This window comes from Streptomyces sp. NPDC046939 (assembly GCF_040644575.1).
GTDB lineage: Bacteria > Actinomycetota > Actinomycetes > Streptomycetales > Streptomycetaceae > Streptomyces.
In genome coordinates this window covers 1-16131 of the sequence record NZ_JBEYWV010000062.1, presented here as the reverse complement: position 1 = coordinate 16131, position 16131 = coordinate 1, and the positions used below count along the sequence as shown (strand labels likewise).

General features: G+C 72.4%; 18 protein-coding genes. 5 read left to right on the top strand and 13 right to left on the bottom strand.

The window, feature by feature from the left end:
* Positions 1-139: 139 nt before the first annotated feature.
* From ABZ877_RS39165 to alr, 4 genes are all read right to left on the bottom strand, one after another.
* Entirely contained in the window at positions 140-322 is a 183-nt protein-coding gene (locus tag ABZ877_RS39165; RefSeq protein ID WP_361081316.1) for a hypothetical protein, read from the bottom strand.
* 124 nt (positions 323-446) lie between these two features.
* Complete coding sequence (gene tsaE, locus ABZ877_RS39160) at positions 447-983, bottom strand: tRNA (adenosine(37)-N6)-threonylcarbamoyltransferase complex ATPase subunit type 1 TsaE (protein WP_361081313.1); 537 nt, start codon at positions 981-983, stop codon at positions 447-449.
* Positions 946-2181, bottom strand: coding sequence for an alpha/beta hydrolase (locus ABZ877_RS39155; RefSeq protein ID WP_361081310.1), 1236 nt, complete (start codon positions 2179-2181; stop codon positions 946-948). The genes tsaE and ABZ877_RS39155 overlap by 38 nt, the downstream gene beginning before the upstream one ends.
* Before the next feature lie 34 nt (positions 2182-2215).
* Positions 2216-3379, bottom strand: a complete 1164-nt coding sequence (alr, locus tag ABZ877_RS39150) for an alanine racemase (protein ID WP_361081307.1) — start codon at positions 3377-3379, stop codon at positions 2216-2218.
* A 127-nt stretch (positions 3380-3506) separates the two neighbouring features.
* Here alr and ABZ877_RS39145 point away from each other — a divergent pair, with 127 nt between their 5' ends.
* Genes ABZ877_RS39145 through ABZ877_RS39135 form a run of 3 tightly spaced genes read left to right on the top strand, consistent with a single transcriptional unit; the run spans position 3507 to position 6398 of the window.
* Positions 3507-4097: a TetR-like C-terminal domain-containing protein gene (locus ABZ877_RS39145; protein ID WP_361081305.1), complete on the top strand. Its 591-nt coding sequence runs from the start codon at positions 3507-3509 to the stop codon at positions 4095-4097.
* Positions 4094-4930 carry an alpha/beta fold hydrolase gene (locus tag ABZ877_RS39140; RefSeq protein WP_361081302.1) on the top strand — a complete coding sequence of 279 codons (837 nt, stop codon included), beginning with the start codon at positions 4094-4096 and terminating at the stop codon, positions 4928-4930. The genes ABZ877_RS39145 and ABZ877_RS39140 overlap by 4 nt, the downstream gene beginning before the upstream one ends.
* Before the next feature lies 1 nt (position 4931).
* A complete protein-coding gene (locus tag ABZ877_RS39135) occupies positions 4932-6398 on the top strand; it encodes an NAD(P)H-hydrate dehydratase (protein ID WP_361081298.1) in 1467 nt (488 codons plus the stop codon).
* 443 nt (positions 6399-6841) lie between these two features.
* Here ABZ877_RS39135 and ABZ877_RS39130 read toward each other — a convergent pair whose 3' ends face one another.
* Genes ABZ877_RS39130 through ABZ877_RS39120 form a run of 3 tightly spaced genes read right to left on the bottom strand, consistent with a single transcriptional unit; the run spans position 6842 to position 9378 of the window.
* Positions 6842-7219: a holo-ACP synthase gene (locus ABZ877_RS39130; protein WP_361081295.1), complete on the bottom strand. Its 378-nt coding sequence runs from the start codon at positions 7217-7219 to the stop codon at positions 6842-6844.
* A gap of 28 nt (positions 7220-7247) precedes the next feature.
* The gene (gene glmS / locus ABZ877_RS39125) at positions 7248-9101 is read right to left on the bottom strand and encodes a glutamine--fructose-6-phosphate transaminase (isomerizing) (RefSeq protein WP_361081292.1); all 1854 of its coding nucleotides are present in this window, start codon (positions 9099-9101) and stop codon (positions 7248-7250) included.
* Positions 9102-9117: 16 nt separating this feature from the next.
* Positions 9118-9378 carry a hypothetical protein gene (locus tag ABZ877_RS39120; protein ID WP_361081289.1) on the bottom strand — a complete coding sequence of 87 codons (261 nt, stop codon included), beginning with the start codon at positions 9376-9378 and terminating at the stop codon, positions 9118-9120.
* Positions 9379-9556: 178 nt separating this feature from the next.
* On the opposite strand from ABZ877_RS39120, the gene coaA reads away from it, so the two are divergent.
* Complete coding sequence (gene coaA / locus ABZ877_RS39115) at positions 9557-10567, top strand: type I pantothenate kinase (RefSeq protein WP_361081286.1); 1011 nt, start codon at positions 9557-9559, stop codon at positions 10565-10567.
* 72 nt (positions 10568-10639) lie between these two features.
* Here the strand turns inward: coaA and glmM are convergent, their stop codons facing one another.
* From glmM to rplM, 3 genes are all read right to left on the bottom strand, one after another.
* A complete protein-coding gene (gene glmM, locus ABZ877_RS39110) occupies positions 10640-11998 on the bottom strand; it encodes a phosphoglucosamine mutase (RefSeq protein WP_361081283.1) in 1359 nt (452 codons plus the stop codon).
* Positions 11999-12097: 99 nt separating this feature from the next.
* On the bottom strand, positions 12098-12613 hold the full coding sequence (rpsI, locus tag ABZ877_RS39105; protein ID WP_361081280.1) for a 30S ribosomal protein S9: 516 nt from the start codon (positions 12611-12613) through the stop codon (positions 12098-12100).
* A 44-nt stretch (positions 12614-12657) separates the two neighbouring features.
* Positions 12658-13101 carry a 50S ribosomal protein L13 gene (gene rplM / locus ABZ877_RS39100; RefSeq protein WP_361081278.1) on the bottom strand — a complete coding sequence of 148 codons (444 nt, stop codon included), beginning with the start codon at positions 13099-13101 and terminating at the stop codon, positions 12658-12660.
* Between the two features lie 289 nt (positions 13102-13390).
* Here rplM and ABZ877_RS39095 point away from each other — a divergent pair, with 289 nt between their 5' ends.
* Complete coding sequence (locus ABZ877_RS39095; protein ID WP_361081275.1) at positions 13391-14239, top strand: hypothetical protein; 849 nt, start codon at positions 13391-13393, stop codon at positions 14237-14239.
* Between the two features lie 29 nt (positions 14240-14268).
* Here the strand turns inward: ABZ877_RS39095 and truA are convergent, their stop codons facing one another.
* From truA to ABZ877_RS39080, 3 genes are all read right to left on the bottom strand, one after another.
* Entirely contained in the window at positions 14269-15114 is an 846-nt protein-coding gene (gene truA, locus ABZ877_RS39090) for a tRNA pseudouridine(38-40) synthase TruA (protein ID WP_361081272.1), read from the bottom strand.
* 169 nt (positions 15115-15283) lie between these two features.
* Positions 15284-15784 (bottom strand): 50S ribosomal protein L17, encoded by a 501-nt coding sequence (gene rplQ, locus ABZ877_RS39085; RefSeq protein WP_361081269.1) that lies wholly within the window; start codon positions 15782-15784, stop codon positions 15284-15286.
* 117 nt (positions 15785-15901) lie between these two features.
* The coding region (locus tag ABZ877_RS39080; RefSeq protein ID WP_361081266.1) for a DNA-directed RNA polymerase subunit alpha C-terminal domain-containing protein at positions 15902-16131 on the bottom strand (230 nt) is incomplete at its 5' end.

Genomic DNA, 16131 nt, shown 5'->3' with positions numbered 1-16131 from the left:
CTGCCGATCCCCCTGAGATGCGCACTGCGTGCGCCATCTCAGCGCCCCCGGGGCTGCGGCGAAGCCGCATGCTCCAGGGGCGCGGGGAACTGCGCGAGCAACCACGACGCACCCCGTACCCGACGACGCAGGCATACCCCTACGGCGCCCGGTCCTGGGGCACCGGCAGCGCGGGGCCCTGGACCGGTGGCGTCGAGATCGTGCGGGCCGCCGCGCAGGAGGCCAGCAGGGCCCCCATGGGGACCGCCATGGCACCGCTGCCCGCGACATCCCGCTCCGGGCACGGCCCCGTACGCCCTACGACACGTTCCGAAGCCGGCATGGCGCCTCCCGAGCAGGCGTGGTTAGGTAGACCTAACTAAGTCCGGTCTCCATGTGAACACGCCGGACACGCGCCGCGCAACATTTTGCCGACGCGTTGTCGGGATACGGCCCCGGGGGCGCCCTCAGTCGGCCAGCGAGGCCAGATCCGCCTCGGCCCAGCGCCCGCCGATGCCACGCAGCGTCACGACGCGGACCTCGTCCGTCGTGTCGCCGGTCGCGCGGTCGATGAGGACGTGCAGGCGGTCGTCGGAGAGCTCCTCGACCTTGCCGTCGCCCCACTCCACGACGACGACGGACTCGGGCAGGTCCACGTCGAGGTCGAGGTCCTCCATCTCGTCCAGGCCGCCGCCGAGCCGGTAGGCGTCGACGTGCACGAGGGCGGGCCCGTCGGCGAGCGGCGGGTGGACGCGGGCGATGACGAACGTCGGCGAGGTGACCGCGCCGCGTACGCCGAGCCCCGCGCCGAGCCCGCGGGTCAGGGTCGTCTTGCCCGCGCCGAGCTCGCCGGTGAGCATCACGAGGTCGCCGGGGCGCAGGTGTTTGGCGAGGGCGAGCCCCAGCTCCCGCATCGCGTCGGGGGAGCCGACCGTGACGGTGACGGTCGTGACGGGGGTGGCGGTGTCAGCCGCCGGGCTGTGCGGTGCTGCCGGTGTCTCCATGGCTCCCCACGGTAGCGGCTGCGACGGGCACTCCCGCGCGCGCGAGGAGGTGCGCGAGGCGGCTGGTGACGATGTCGGGGTGCTCCAGCATCACCAGGTGCCCGGCGTCCGGGATCAGGGCGAGTTCCGCGTCGGGGAGCAGCGCGGCGATCGCCTCGCTGTGCTCGCTCGGCGTCACGAGGTCCTGCTGCCCGGCGAGGACGAGGACGGGCAGGCCGGCGAAGTGGGCGAGCGCGGCCGTCTTGTCGTGCTCCTGGAACGCCGGGTAGAACTCGGCGACGACGTCGATGGGCGTGCCCTCGATCATCCGCTCGGCGAACCGGGCGATCGCCGGGTCGACGTCCCGCGTCGCGAACGAATACCGCTTGATGATCCCGGCGAAGAGGTCCGCGGTCGCCCGCCGCCCGCGCTCGACCAGCTCGGCGCGTTGCCCGAGCGCCTTCAGGACGCCCGGCAGGACCTTGCGGACGGCGTTCATCCCGGCGACCGGGAGCCCGTAATTGACCTCGCCGAGCTTGCCCGACGACGTACCGACGAGGGCGACGCCCACGACGCGCTCGCGGACCAGCCCGGGGTGGCGGTCGGCGAGGGCCATCACGGTCATGCCGCCCATGGAGTGGCCGACCAGGACGACCGGGCCCTCGGGCGCGGCGGCGTCGATGACCGCCTTGAGGTCGTCGCCGAGCCGGTCGATGGAGACGGGGGCGCCCTGGTCGAGCTGCTCGGCGCCGCGCCCGGAGCGGCCGTGGCTGCGCTGGTCCCAGTACACGCAGCGCACGACGCCGCGCAGGGCCGCGCGCTGGAAGTGCCAGGAGTCCTGGTTCAGGCAGTAGCCGTGGCTGAAGACGACGGTGACGGGGGCGGTGGCCCTGCGGCCGAAGATCCGGCGCCTGCGCGGCCCGTCGCCGCCCGGTTCGGCCTCGTCGACCTCGTAGTACAGCTCGGTGCCGTCGGCGGCCCGGGCGCGGCCGGGGGTGCCGCGCACCGCCCCGTAGGGCCCGGCGGCGTCGAGGGCGAGGCGGGCCTTGCGGCGCATCCCGCGCCCCACGGTCAGCCGCTCCACGGCGACCCCGGCGGCGGCGCCCGCGGCCACCACGCCGATCGCGGCCCCGGCGAGTCCGGCCCGCCGCCAGCTCCCCGGCGCCCCGGCCGCGGCCTCGGCGACGGCCTCGCCGGCCTGTGCGCTGCTCTCGCTCACGTACCGCTCCTCCTGGGGACTGCCGGTCCGGATCTCAGGTCGCGCTCTTCTTCCCCGTGTCCACATAGACGCGAGGTACCCGCGAACCGATCCGCGTCACGATCTCGTACGCGATGGTGCCCGCCGCGACGGCCCAGTCCTCGGCGGTCGGCTCGCCCGCGTCGCCGGGGCCGAACAGGACCGCCTCGTCGCCCGCGGCGGGCTCGTCGCCGCCGAGGTCGACGACGAACTGGTCCATCGCGATCCGCCCCGCGACCGTGCGCCGCTTGCCGCCGATCAGGACGGGCCCGGTGCCGGAGGCGTGGCGCGGAACGCCGTCCGCGTACCCGAGCGGCACCAGGCCGAGGGTCGTGGCGCCGGGGGTGACGTAGTGATGCCCGTAACTGACGCCGAGTCCACCCGGCGCCTGCTTCACGAGCGCCAGGTTCGCCTTCAGCGTCATGACGGGGCGCAGGCCGAAGTCGGCGGGCGTGCCCAGCTCCGGGCTGGGCGAGATGCCGTACATGGCGATGCCGGGGCGGACGAGGTCGAAGTGGGTCTCGGGGAGGGTGAGCGTGCCCGGCGAGTTCGCGATGTGCCGCACCTCGGGGGTGACGCCCCGCTCCTTCGCGTAGGCGACCATCTCGCGGAAGCGGTCGAGTTGGGCGGCGATGGAGGGGTGGCCCGGCTCGTCGGCGCAGGCGAAGTGCGACCACAGTCCGGTGACGGTGACGTGCCCCGCCGCCTGGGCGGACAGGGCCTCGCGCACGAGTTCGGGCCAGTCGGCGGGCAGACAACCGTTGCGCCCGAGACCGGTGTCGGCCTTGAGCTGGATACGGGCCGTGCGGCCGACGGCGCGGGCCGCGTCGGTGACCTCGCGCAGCGCCCACATCCCGCTCACCGACATGTCCAGATCGGCCTCGACGCCCTCGCGCCAGGGGTCGCCGGGCACCCACAGCCAGCACATGACGCGCCCCGTCAGCCCGGCCGCGCGCAGCTCCAGGGCCTCGTCAGGGGTGGCGGCCCCGATCCACTCGGCGCCCGCCTCCTTGGCGGCGCGGGCCACCGGGATCATGCCGTGCCCGTACGCGTCCGCCTTCACGACGGCCATGAACGCGGCCCCCGGCGCATGGGCGCGCAGGGACCGCACATTGGCCTTCAGGGCGCCGAGATCGATCTCGGCGCGGGCGCGGAGCGGGGCAGTCACGTTGTCGTTCATCGTGCGCCCAGTCTCTCAGAGGGGACCGGGACGAATTCCGTTGACCGGTCCGGCCACACGGGGCCAACCTAGGGCCCGTAAGCGCAAACCTAGGGCCATTAGGAATCCGAGGAGTGGTGCGGCCGTGATGGCAAGGGCAGGTCTGACCAGGGAACGGGTGGTGGCCGCAGCCGCCGACCTCGCGGACACCGTCGGCTTCGAGCACATCACCGTCGCCGCGCTCGCACGCCGCTTCGGAGTCAAGGACGCGAGCCTGTACGCGCACGTCAAGAACCTCTCCGACCTGCGCGTCCAGGTCGCGATCCTCTCCGGCCTCGACCTCGCCGACCGGATCGCGGACGCCCTCGCGGGCCGGGCGCGCCGCGACGCGCTCACCGCCTTCGCCGACGCCTACCGCGACTTCGCCCTCACCCACCCCGGCCGGTACGCCGCGGCCCAGCAGCAGGAACTCGACCCGGACGTCATCGAGGCCCACCCCGGCCTGCGCCGCAACCTCACCTGCACCTACGCCCTGCTCCAGGGCTACGACCTGACGGAACCACACCTGACCGACGCGGGCCGCCTCCTGCGCAGCACCTTCCACGGCTTCGTCACCCTCGAACTTACCGGCAGCTTCCGGCACCAACGGGAGGCGTCGGCGAGCTGGACGAGCACGGTGGAGGCCCTGCACGTGGCGCTCAGCAACTGGCCCAACCCTGGTGAGAAGGTGGCGAGTTGATCACCACAGCCCGGCTCCGGGTTCCCGGCGCCACACTCCATCACGAGATCCGGGGCGAGGGCCCGCCGCTGCTGCTCCTGCCCGGCGCGGGCGGCGACGCGGCGGTCCTCGACCCGCTCGCCGACGCCCTCGCCACCACGTTCACCGTGCTCACGCACGACCCGCGCGGCTACTCCCGCTCCCGCCTCGACGGCCCGCACGGCGAGCAGCGCGTCGACGTCCACGCGGACGACGCCCTCCGCCTCCTCGACGCGGTCGCGCCCGGCACACCCGCCTACGTCGCCGGTGCCTCCAGCGGCGCGATCGTCACCCTCGACCTCCTCGCCCGCCACCCGGACCGGCTGCGTCACGCCGTCGCGCACGAACCGCCGTCGTGGAGCGTGCTGCCGGACGCGGCCGAGCAGCTCGCGTTCTTCCAGGAGGTGTACGAGACGTACGTCGCCCAGGGGATCGAGGCCGCGGGCGCGCGCTTCCTGCGCGGCGTGGGCCCCGTCATGCTGCCACCGCCCCCGCCAGAGGGCCCGCCGGGCGAACGCACCGCCGCCATGCTGGAACGGCTCCGGGCGAACGCGCCGCTCGCCCTCCAGTACGAGCACAGGAGCTTCGCGGCGTACGTCCCCGACCTCACCGCACTAGGGACGGTCGCCGACCGCCTGACACTGGCGGCGGGCACCGCCACGCGCGGCCACCTGCCGTACCGTCCGGCGGCGCTGATGGCCGAGCGTCTGGGTCTGCCCCTCGTCCCGTTCCCCGGCGCGCACAACGGCTGGTCCACGCACCCCGCCGAGACCGCCGACCTGCTTCGGTTCCGCTTCCTGGGGGAGACTCGGTGACATGCGCACTGCTTACGACGTGGAGACCGTCCGGGCCGCCGAACGCGCGCTGATGGCGCGCCTGCCCGACGGGGCACTGATGCAGCGGGCGGCGGCGGGCCTCGCCGCGGCCTGCGCCGACCTGCTCGGCAAGGTGTACGGGAAACGGGTCACCCTGCTCGTCGGCTCCGGGGACAACGGCGGCGACGCCCTGTACGCGGGCGCCCGCCTCGCGCGGCGCGGCGCGGGCGTCACGGCGCTGCTCCTCTCCCCCGAGCGGGCCCACGCGGGCGGGCTCGCCGCGCTGCGGTCGGCGGGCGGCACGGTGTTCGACGCCGAGGCCGCGGGCGCCGAGCCGAGCGTGGCCCGCGCCGACCTCGTCCTCGACGGCATCGTGGGCATCGGCGGCAAGGGCGGCCTGCGCCCCCGCGCGGCTCGGCTCGCCTCCCTGGCAGCGGAATCGAAGTGCCTGATCCTCGCCGTCGACCTGCCCAGCGGGGTCGACGCGGACACGGGTGAGGTGCGGGGCGAGGCGGTGCGGGCCGACGCGACGGTCACGTTCGGCGCGTACAAGCCGGGCCTTCTCGTGGACCCGGCGCACGAGTACGCGGGGGCGCTCCGCCTGGTGGACATCGGCCTGGAGCTGCCCGCCTCTGCTGAGGGCGGGGGCCTGGAGTCCCTCCAGCACGACGACGTGGCGGCGCTGCTGCCCCGCCCCACCGGCGAGAGCGACAAGTACCGGCGGGGTGTCGTCGGCATCGTCGCGGGCTCCGAGCGCTACCCGGGCGCGGCCGTCCTCGCCACCGCCGGGGCGCTGCACGCGGGCGCGGGCGCGGTCCGGTACGTCGGCCCGGCCGCCGACGCGGTCATCGCCCGCTTCCCCGAGGCGCTGGTGTCGGCGGGGCCGCCCTCGCAAGCGGGGCGCGTCCAGGCGTGGGTGATCGGGCCCGGCCTCGGCGACGACAAGACGGGCATGGCGGACGTCCTGGCGTCGGACGTCCCGGTCCTCATCGACGCGGACGGCCTCCGGCTGGCGGACGTGGAGGCCGTACGAGGCCGTTCGGCGCCGACCGTCCTGACCCCGCACGCCGGGGAGGCGGCGGCGCTGCTCGGCTGTGCGCGGGAGCGGGTGGAGTCCGAACGGCTGGCCTCCGTCCGGGAGCTGGCCGCGCGCTACGGGGCGACGGTGCTGCTGAAAGGCTCGACGACCCTGATCGCGTCGCCGCCGCCCGAGGACGGGTCCGGCCCCGCCCCCGTCCGGGTCAACCCCACCGGCACCCCGTGGCTCGCCACCGCCGGAAGCGGCGACGTCCTCTCGGGCCTCACCGGCTCCCTCCTGGCGACCGGCCTCCGGCCCCTGGACGCGGCGTCGACCGGCGCGTACCTCCACGGTCTGGCGGCACGGGAGGCGGCGCGGGGGGCGCCCGTCTCGGCGCAGGACGTGGCCTCGGCGGTACGGGTCGTGTGGCGGGACGTGAGCGCCGTCTGACCCCTGCCGCGTCGCCGACCGCGGGTCGCGTTGTGGCTGGTCGCGCAGTTCCCCGCGCCCCTGGAGCATGCGGCTCCGCCGCAGCCCCATACCTCTGAGATGGCGTACGCAGTGCGCATCTCAGGGGCGCGGGGAACGGCGCGAGCAACCACAACGACGCCGCACCCGGCAACACCCGACGAATGCCGCACGAAGTGCGCATTCCAGGGGCGCGGGGAACTGCGCGACCAGCCACAACGACGCCGCACCCGGCAACGCCCGACGAATACCGCACGAAGTGCGCATTCCAGGGGCGCGGGGAACTGCGCGACCAGCCACAACGACGCCGCACCCGGCAACACCCGACGAATACCGCACGAAGTGCGCATTCCAGGGGCGCGGGGAACTGCGCGACCAGCCACGACGAACACCGCACCCGGCAACGGCGACAAACCCCCGCCGCGCTACCCCTCCGCCACAACCACCGCGGACGCAACCCCCGCATCATGGCTCAGCGACACATGAAACCCCGCAACCCCAAGCTCGGCCGCCCGCGCGGCAACCGTCCCGGTGACCCGCAGCCGGGGCTGCCCGGTCTCCTCCACGTACACCTCCGCGTCGGTCCACCGCAGCCCCGCCGGCGCCCCCAGCGCTTTCGCGAGCGCCTCCTTCGCGGCGAACCGGGCGGCCAGCGAAGCGACCCCGCGCCGCTCGCCGTCACCGCCCGGCAGCAGCAGCTCGCCCGGCAGGAACAGCCGCCCGGCGAGTCCGGGCGTGCGCGCGAGGGACGCCGCGAACCGTTCGATCTCGGCCACGTCGATCCCGACCCCGATGATGCTCATGCGGGCACCTTACGGCCGCCGCTGCACGTCACTCGACGGTGACCGACTTGGCGAGGTTGCGCGGCTGGTCCACCTCGTTGCCGCGCGCGGTGGCCAGCTCGCAGGCGAACACCTGCAACGGCACGGTCGCGACGAGGGGCTGGAGGAGCGTCGGCGTCGCCGGGATGCGGACGAGATGGTCCGCGTAGGGGACGACCGCCTCGTCACCCTCCTCGGCGACGACGATGGTGAGGGCGCCGCGCGCCCGGATCTCCTGGATGTTGGAGACCATCTTGTCGTGGAGGACGGACCGCCCGCGCGGTGACGGCACCACGACGACCACCGGCACCCCGTCCTCGATCAAAGCGATCGGCCCGTGCTTCAGCTCCCCGGCGGCGAACCCCTCCGCGTGCATGTACGCCAGTTCCTTCAGCTTCAGCGCACCTTCCAGCGCCACCGGGTATCCGACGTGCCGCCCGAGGAAGAGCACGGTGTCCTGCCCCGCCAGGGAGCGCGCGAGCGCACGCACGGGTTCCATCGTCTCCAGGACCCGTTCGACCTCCTCACCGATGCGCGAGAGGTCCCGTACCACCGGCAGGATCTCGTCGGCCCACTTGGTGCCCCGCACCTGCGCGAGGTACAGCGCCACGAGGTAGCACGCGACGAGCTGCGTCAGGAACGCCTTGGTCGAGGCGACGGCGACCTCGGGCCCCGCGTGGGTGTAGAGCACGGCGTCGGACTCGCGCGGGATCGTCGACCCGTTGGTGTTGCAGATGGCGAGGACGGTCGCGCCTTGTTCGCGGGCGTGCCGCAGCGCCATCAGCGTGTCCATGGTCTCGCCGGACTGCGAGATCGCGACGACGAGGGAGCGGGCGTCGAGGATCGGGTCCCGGTAGCGGAACTCGCTGGCCAGTTCGACCTCGCAGGGAACGCGGGTCCAGTGCTCGATGGCGTACTTGGCGATGAGCCCGGCGTGGAACGCCGTACCGCACGCGACGATGACGACCTTGTCGACCATCTTCAGCACCTGCGCGGGGATGCGCAGCTCATCGAGGGTGAGCTGCCCGTTCGCGCCGATCCGCCCGAGGAGCGTGTCCGCGACGGCCTTCGGCTGCTCGGCGATCTCCTTGAGCATGAAGTAGTCGTAGCCGCCCTTCTCGGCGGCGGAGGCGTCCCAGTCGACGTGGTAGTGGCGTACGGCGTCGTCGGCGGGCCGCCCCTCGAAGTCGGTGACCGTGACCGCGTCCCGGCGTACGACGACGACCTGGTCCTGGCCCAGTTCGATGGCGGAGCGGGTGTGCGCGATGAACGCGGCGACGTCCGAGGCGAGGAACGCCTCGCCCTCGCCGACACCGACGACGAGCGGCGAGTTGCGGCGCGCCCCGACGATCGTGTCGGGAACGTCCGCGTGCGCCGCGACCAGCGTGAACGCGCCGTCCAGGCGGCGGCAGACGAGCCGCATCGACTCGGCGAGGTCCCCGCACGCGGAGAACTCCTCGGCGAGCAGGTGCGCGACCACCTCGGTGTCGGTCTCGGAGGCGAGTGCGTGTCCGCGCTCGGTCAGCTCGGCGCGCAGCTCGGCGAAGTTCTCGATGATGCCGTTGTGGACGACGGCGACGCGGCCCGCGTTGTCCAGGTGCGGGTGCGCATTGGTGTCGGTGGGGCCGCCGTGCGTGGCCCAGCGGGTGTGTCCGATCCCGGCGGCGCCGCTCGGCAGCGGCCGGTCGACCAGCTCCTTCTCCAGGTTGGCGAGTTTGCCGGCCTTCTTCGCGGCGGCGAGCGACCCGTCGGCGAGCACCGCCACACCGGCCGAGTCGTAGCCCCGGTACTCGAGCCGTCGCAGCCCCGCGATGACGACGTCGAGGGCCGACTGTGAACCTACGTATCCCACGATTCCGCACATGGACGGAAGCCTAGGGTCAGCTCTCGCGGCCCCACAGGAGCCGGTCCCGCGCGTCCTGGACGAGGCCCAGGTACTCGGCCTCCTCGCAGCGCGGCTTGGAGCCCATCTCGTACAGGTCGAGGCAGTCGTCGAGGTCCTCGCCGATGTCCTCGTCGGGCAGGTCGCCCGCCAGTTCGCTGCGGACGGTGCCGGCCCAGTCCCCGTCCTCCCCGGGCGGGGGCGGGCGCTCGGCGCCGGTCAGTCGTCGCACGAAGCCGGGCACGCGCGGTAAGGACATCTGCTTCACCTCCGGCCCACGGAGGCGGCTCTGCCCCACGGGTCACGGAAACGTATCGGCCGTCTCCACCCGGGGTCCATAGCTGTGGGACAGGTGTGACGATCGGACCGGAGCCGTGAAGGTCCCCGGGTGACACACCCCACCCCCCATGGCCGCCACACAGCCGTAACAATGGACTGTGATCTCTCCGGTCTCCGAGCCCCTGCACGCGACCTCCCGGAGCGCCCACCGGCCCAGGCCGGAGGCGACTCCCTACGTCGACCTCACCCGCACCGAGTGGAGCGCCCTGCGTGACAAGACGCCCCTGCCGCTGACCGCCGAGGAGGTCGAGCGGGTCCGCGGCCTCGGCGACGTGATCGACCTCGACGAGGTCCGCGACATCTACCTGCCGCTCTCCCGCCTCCTCAACCTCTACGTCGGCGCCACCGACGGCCTGCGCTCCGCCGTGAACACCTTCCTCGGCGACACCGGCCAGAAGGCGTCCCAGTCCGGCACGCCGTTCGTCATAGGGGTGGCGGGCTCGGTCGCGGTCGGCAAGTCGACCGTCGCCCGGCTCCTCCAGGCGCTGCTCTCCCGCTGGCCCGAGCACCCGCGCGTCGAGCGCGTCACCACCGACGGCTTCCTGCTGCCCACCAGGGAGCTGGAGGCCCGCGGCCTGATGTCGCGCAAGGGCTTCCCCGAGTCCTACGACCGCCGGGCCCTGACCCGGTTCGTCGCCGACATCAAGGCGGGCAAGGACGAGGTGACGGCCCCCGTCTACTCCCACCTGATCTACGACATCGTGCCTGATCAGAAGCTTGTGGTCCGCCGCCCCGACATCCTCATCGTCGAGGGCATCAACGTGCTCCAGCCCGCCCTGCCCGGCAAGGACGGCCGCACCCGCGTCGCGCTCGCCGACTACTTCGACTTCAGCGTGTACGTGGACGCACGCGCCGAGGACATCGAGCGCTGGTACCTCAACCGGTTCCGCAAGCTGCGCGCGACCGCCTTCCAGGACCCGTCCTCGTACTTCCGCAAGTACACGCAGGTCTCCGAGGAGGAGGCGCTCGACTACGCGCGCACGACCTGGCGGACGATCAACCAGGTCAACCTGTTGGAGAACGTCGCCCCGACGCGCGGCCGCGCCGGCCTCGTCATCCGCAAGGGCCCCGACCACAAGGTGCAGCGGCTGCGGCTGCGAAAGCTGTAGCCGATACGCGTGCGGCCCCGCCCGGAGAGGTCTCCGGACGGGGCCGCACGCGTGTGCTCAGGGCCGGGCGGTTCAGCCGAGCGCCGACTTCACGACGTCCGCGAGGCGCTGCGCCACGGCCCGCGCCTGCTCGATGTCGGCGGCCTCGACCATGACCCGCACCAGCGGCTCGGTGCCGGAGGAGCGGAGCAGGACCCGGCCGGTCTCGCCCAGCTCGCGCTCGGCGTCGGCGACGGCCGCCGACAGCTCGGCGGAGGTCGTCACCCGGGACTTGTCGACGTCCGGCACGTTGATGAGCACCTGCGGCAGGCGCTCCATGACGGAGGCGAGGTCCTTCAGGCTGCGGCCGGTCTGCGCCACGCGCGCCGCGAGGAGCAGACCGGTGAGCGTGCCGTCGCCGGTCGTGGCGTGGTCGAGCACGATGACGTGCCCGGACTGCTCGCCGCCGAGCGCGTAGGAGTGCTGCTTCATCGACTCAAGGACGTACCGGTCGCCGACGGCGGTCTGCACGAAGGTGATGCCCTCGCGCTCCATGGCCAGCTTGAAGCCGAGGTTCGACATGACGGTCGCGACAACGGTGTCCTCGCGCAGGGCGCCGTGCTCGCGCATCGACAGGGCGAGGACGGCCATGATCTGGTCGCCGTCGACCTCGGAGCCCGTGTGGTCCACGGCGAGACAGCGGTCGGCGTCGCCGTCGTGCGCGATGCCGAAGTCGGCCTTGTGCTCGACGACGGCGGCCTTGAGCAGGTCGAGGTGGGTCGAGCCGCAGCCGTCGTTGATGTTGAGGCCGTCCGGCTCGGCGCCGATGGTGACGACCTCGGCGCCCGCGCGCGTGAACGCCTCCGGCGACACCCGGGACGCCGCACCGTGCGCCTCATCCAGAACGATCTTCAGCCCGTCGAGCCGGTTCGGCAGCACCCCAAGCAGGTGCTCGACGTAGCGGTCGAACCCTTCCTCGTACGTCGTGACACGGCCGACGCCCGCACCCGTCGGGCGGTCCCAGGGCGCGCCGGTGCGGTGCTGCTCGTACAGCTCCTCGATGCGGTCCTCCAGGGCGTCGTCGAGCTTGTGGCCGCCGCGCGCGAGGAACTTGATGCCGTTGTCCGGCATCGCGTTGTGGCTCGCGGACAGCATCACACCGAGGTCGGCTTCCAGGGCGCCGGTGAGATACGCCACCGCGGGGGTGGGCAGCACACCGACGCGCAGGACGTCGACGCCCGCGCTCGCCAGACCCGCGACGACCGCGGCCTCCAGGAACTCGCCCGAGGCCCGCGGGTCCCGGCCGACCACGGCCACCGGGCGGTGCCCCTCGAAGGAGCCCGCCTCACCGAGCACGTGCGCCGCGGCGACGGAGAGGCCGAGCGCCAGCTCGGCCGTCAGATCCGCGTTGGCCACGCCGCGCACACCGTCGGTGCCGAAGAGTCGTCCCACTTGTTGTCCTCCGAAACTTCACGTGATCCATAAGCCGAACGCCCCGGCGGGCACGCGAGGTGCCGCCGGGGCGAACAGGAAAAACAAGCAGGCAGCGATTTAGCGCTTGCTGTACTGCGGAGCCTTGCGGGCCTTCTTGAGACCGGCCTTCTTGCGCTCGACGGCACGGTCGTCGCGCTTGAGGTAGCCGGCCTTCTTCAGCGCCGGGCGGTTGTTGTCCACGTCCGCCTCGTTCAGCGCGCGGGCCACGCCGAGGCGCAGGGCACCGGCCTGACCGGAGACGCCGCCACCCGAGATGCGGGCGATGACGTCGTAGCGGCCGTCGAGCTCGAGCACCTTGAAGGGCTCGTTGACTTCCTGCTGGTGGACCTTGTTCGGGAAGTAGTCCTCGAGCGTGCGCCCGTTGACCTTCCACTTGCCGGTGCCCGGGACGATCCGGACGCGGGCGATGGCGTTCTTGCGACGGCCCAGGCCGGCGGCCGGCTGCGGGTCGCCGAAGCGGGCCGGGTTGGACTCCGAGGTGTACTCGCCCTCGACGGGCGCCTCGGACTCGGTGGTGTAGCTCTCGACGTCGACGATCTCTTCGACCGGCGTCTCGGGGGTGGTCTCGGCCACGATGCTCCTCAGATTCTTTTCTGTCTTTGGGGGTGTGGCCGGAACTACTGCGCGACCTGGGTGATCTCGAACGGCACCGGCTGCTGGGCAGCGTGCGGGTGCGTCTCGCCCGAGTAGACCTTCAGCTTCGAGAGCATCTGACGGCCGAGCGTGTTCTTCGGAAGCATGCCCTTGATGGCCTTCTCGACAGCCTTCTCCGGCGTCTTGGCGAGAAGCTCGTCGTAGCGGACGGACCGCAGACCACCCGGGTAGCCGGAGTGGCGGTAGGCCATCTTCTGGGTCTTCTTGTTGCCGGACAGGTGAACCTTGTCGGCGTTGATGATGACGACGAAGTCGCCCATGTCCATGTGCGGGGCATAGGTCGGCTTGTGCTTGCCGCGGAGGAGGTTCGCCGCAGTGGTGGCCAGACGGCCCAGGACGATGTCCTGCGCGTCGATGACGTGCCACTGGCGAGTCACATCGCCGGGCTTGGGGCTGTACGTACGCACTTAGCAGCCTTCTTCTTCAGTGGATGGGTGCTGAAATTGGCATCACTGAAGCGATCGTGCAGCTGGGGACGACAGTGCCGGGTTCAGCGCCCGTATGCCGCCCACTGGTAACTGCTCCAGGGAACCTGTGCAAGGCCCTCACATGGGAATGAGCAAGCCAGTACACATAACGACTAGGCAGAATACCTGTGGGAACCCGGGCGGGTCAAAACAGCCCCCCGCCCCGACCACCATGCCGCCGCCGACCTAGTCCCTGCCAGGGTAACGGGCGGCGTCTAAGATGCGCCCCATGAGTTTCGGGCAGGGGGGACCCGCGTGGGGTTCCGGTGACAGCGGGGGCGCCCCGGACTGGGCCGCGTTGGCGGAGGCCTCGGAGGCACGCGCGCGCAAGAAGCGCTGGATGCTGATCGGCGGCGCGGTCGTCGCCACGCTCGCGGTGGGCTCGGCCGTCGCCTGGGCCATCGTCTCCTCGGGCGGCGACAGCACCGCCGCGAACAAGCCGGGCGGCGCGCTCTCCAGCAGCGCGGACATCCCCAGCGAGGGCAGGACGGCGGGCCCGACCTTCGCGGAGACGACCCCGCCGCCGCCGCTCAACCCGGACGACTTCATCGACAGCGCCGCCAAGGACAAGGCGCCGCTGACCGCGGACGCCCTCTTCCCCGGCCCGACGCTCGCCTTCAACGGCCGCGCCTACAAGAAGGGCGCGACGTCCCGGACGACGGACTGCGCCTCCGTCGCCACCAAGGGCCTCGTCGCCGTCCTGAAGAAGAACGGCTGCACCCAGGTGATCCGCGCCACCTACACCAAGGGCAGCGACGCGGTCACCATCGGTGTCGCCGTCTTCGACACCAAGGCCGCGGCGACCCGCACCAAGGAGGCGTACGACTTCAACGGCGCGATCCTGTCGCTGCCCGGCTCCGGCGTCCCGACCTTCTGCCGTACGACGGTCTGCCGCTGGACGGCGAACTCCGTCGGCCGCTACGCGTACTTCACCAACGGCGGCCACACGAACGGCAAGGACGCCACCAAGCGGGACACCTCCCTGTACGCCCTCGGCGACGACCTCCAGGCGTACACGTTCCAGCAGATCAAGCAGCGGGGCGCGGCCCAGGCATCGGCGGCGGCGACGGCCGGCTGATAGAGCCCGTCAGGTTCCGTCGCCGCAGGTCACTGGCCCCGGACCCGGACCCGCCGCGCCTGCGTCTGCCGCGCCGCGAGCAGCTCGTCCGCCGGGTACGCCACTTCCTCCAGGGTCAGCCCGTGCGGCCGCACCACGTGCACCGCGCTGTCCCGCACCCCCGCGTCGAGCACCTTGCGGGGCCACGCGGTGTCACGGTGCCCGTCGCCCACGAACAGCAGCGCGCCGACCATCGAGCGGACCTGGTTGTAGCAGAACGCGTCCGCGCGCACCTCGATCTCGATGACGCCGTCGCCGCGCCGCTCGACCCCGAAGTCGAGGATCTCCCGGATCGTCGTCGCGCCCTCGCGCTTCTTCGCGTACGCGGCGAAGTCGTGCTCCCCCACCAGCGACTTCGCGGCGACGTCCATCGCCGCGACGTCCAGCTCCCAGTCGTGCCACAGCACGTGGTTCCGCAGCAGCGGGTCGACGCCGCCCGGCCGGTCGGTGACCCGGTAGACGTAGCGGCGCCACAGCGCGGCGAACCGCGCGTCGAACCCGTCCGGCGCCGCGCTCGCCCGCCAGACCCGCACGTCCCGCGGCAGCCGCCCCGCCAGCCGCTTGACCAGCTTCTCCCCGTGCTCGGCCCACACCGCGCCCGGCAGATCGACGTGCGCGACCTGCCCCCGCGCGTGCACCCCGGCATCGGTCCGGCCCGCCACGGTCAGCTCGTACGTCTCCGGGGACCGGGTCACGGTACGCAGCGCGTCCTCGATCTCCCCCTGGACGGTCCGCCGGCCCCCCGGCTGCTTGGCCCACCCGGAGAAGTCGGTCCCGTCGTACGACAGATCGAGCCGCACCCGCACGAACCCGTCGGCCACCACTTCGTCACTCACCCATAAATCCTCTCAGCAACGAGAAAGCGGGCCCGCCCTTGAAGAAAGGGCGGGCCCGCTCAAGACGCCCGAAGGGGCGCGGGGCTGTGTCCATGTGCGGCTACCGCCGCGCGGGCGCGACCAGCCACGACGAGAGCCGCAGCCGCGAGACACAGCACCCGGCAGACGACTAGGCGTCCTTGGACTCCTCAGCGGCGGCCTCAGCCGGCTTGGCGTCCTCGACGACCTCGGGGGCCGGCGCGGCAGCCTCAGCGTCCTTGGCGGAGCGCTTGGTGGCGGCCTCAGCCTCACCGGTGGCCTGCTGCGCGACCGTCAGGGCCTCGACCAGCTCGATGACGGCCATGGGCGCGTTGTCGCCACGGCGGTTACCGATCTTGGTGATACGGGTGTAGCCACCCGGACGGTTCTCGTAGCGCGGGCCGATCTCCGTGAAGAGCGTGTGGACGACGCTCTTGTCGGTGATGACGGACAGCACCTGGCGGCGGTTGTGAAGGTCGCCCTTCTTCGCCTTGGTGACCAGACGCTCCGCGTACGGGCGCAGACGACGGGCCTTGGCCTCGGTCGTCGTGATCTTGCCGTGCTCGAAGAGCTGCTTGGCCAGGTTCGCGAGAAGCAGCTTCTCGTGCGCGGCGCTGCCGCCCAGACGGGCACCCTTGGTGGGCTTCGGCATGGTGTTTCTCCTTGGTGTCTGCCCCGGCCGTATCAGGTACCGGGGTCAGTGGCCCGCGCCCCGTAGAGGGCGCGGGGAACTGCGCGACCAGCCACAACGGTCCCGCAGCCAAAACAATCAGTACTGCTCAGTCTCCACGAACCCGGCGTCCGCGTCGTCATCGGCGCCGAAGGCGTCCGCGGCCGCGGTCGGGTCGAACCCGGGAGGTGAGTCCTTCAGGGCGAGGCCCATACCGTGCAGCTTCGCCTTGACCTCGTCGATCGACTTCGCACCGAAGTTGCGGATGTCGAGCAGGTCCGCCTCGGAGCGGGCGACGAGCTCACCCACGGAGTGGATGCCCTCGCGCT

Coding starts and splice junctions, on each gene's coding strand:
- ABZ877_RS39165 (WP_361081316.1), bottom strand. CDS start 322: ATGCCGGCTTCGGAACGTGTCGTAGGGCGTACGGGGCCGTGCCCGGAG.
- tsaE (WP_361081313.1), bottom strand. CDS start 983: ATGGAGACACCGGCAGCACCGCACAGCCCGGCGGCTGACACCGCCACC.
- alr (WP_361081307.1), bottom strand. CDS start 3,379: ATGAACGACAACGTGACTGCCCCGCTCCGCGCCCGCGCCGAGATCGAT.
- ABZ877_RS39145 (WP_361081305.1), top strand. CDS start 3,507: ATGGCAAGGGCAGGTCTGACCAGGGAACGGGTGGTGGCCGCAGCCGCC.
- ABZ877_RS39135 (WP_361081298.1), top strand. CDS start 4,932: ATGCGCACTGCTTACGACGTGGAGACCGTCCGGGCCGCCGAACGCGCG.
- ABZ877_RS39130 (WP_361081295.1), bottom strand. CDS start 7,219: ATGAGCATCATCGGGGTCGGGATCGACGTGGCCGAGATCGAACGGTTC.
- glmS (WP_361081292.1), bottom strand. CDS start 9,101: ATGTGCGGAATCGTGGGATACGTAGGTTCACAGTCGGCCCTCGACGTC.
- ABZ877_RS39120 (WP_361081289.1), bottom strand. CDS start 9,378: ATGTCCTTACCGCGCGTGCCCGGCTTCGTGCGACGACTGACCGGCGCC.
- ABZ877_RS39095 (WP_361081275.1), top strand. CDS start 13,391: ATGAGTTTCGGGCAGGGGGGACCCGCGTGGGGTTCCGGTGACAGCGGG.
- rplQ (WP_361081269.1), bottom strand. CDS start 15,784: ATGCCGAAGCCCACCAAGGGTGCCCGTCTGGGCGGCAGCGCCGCGCAC.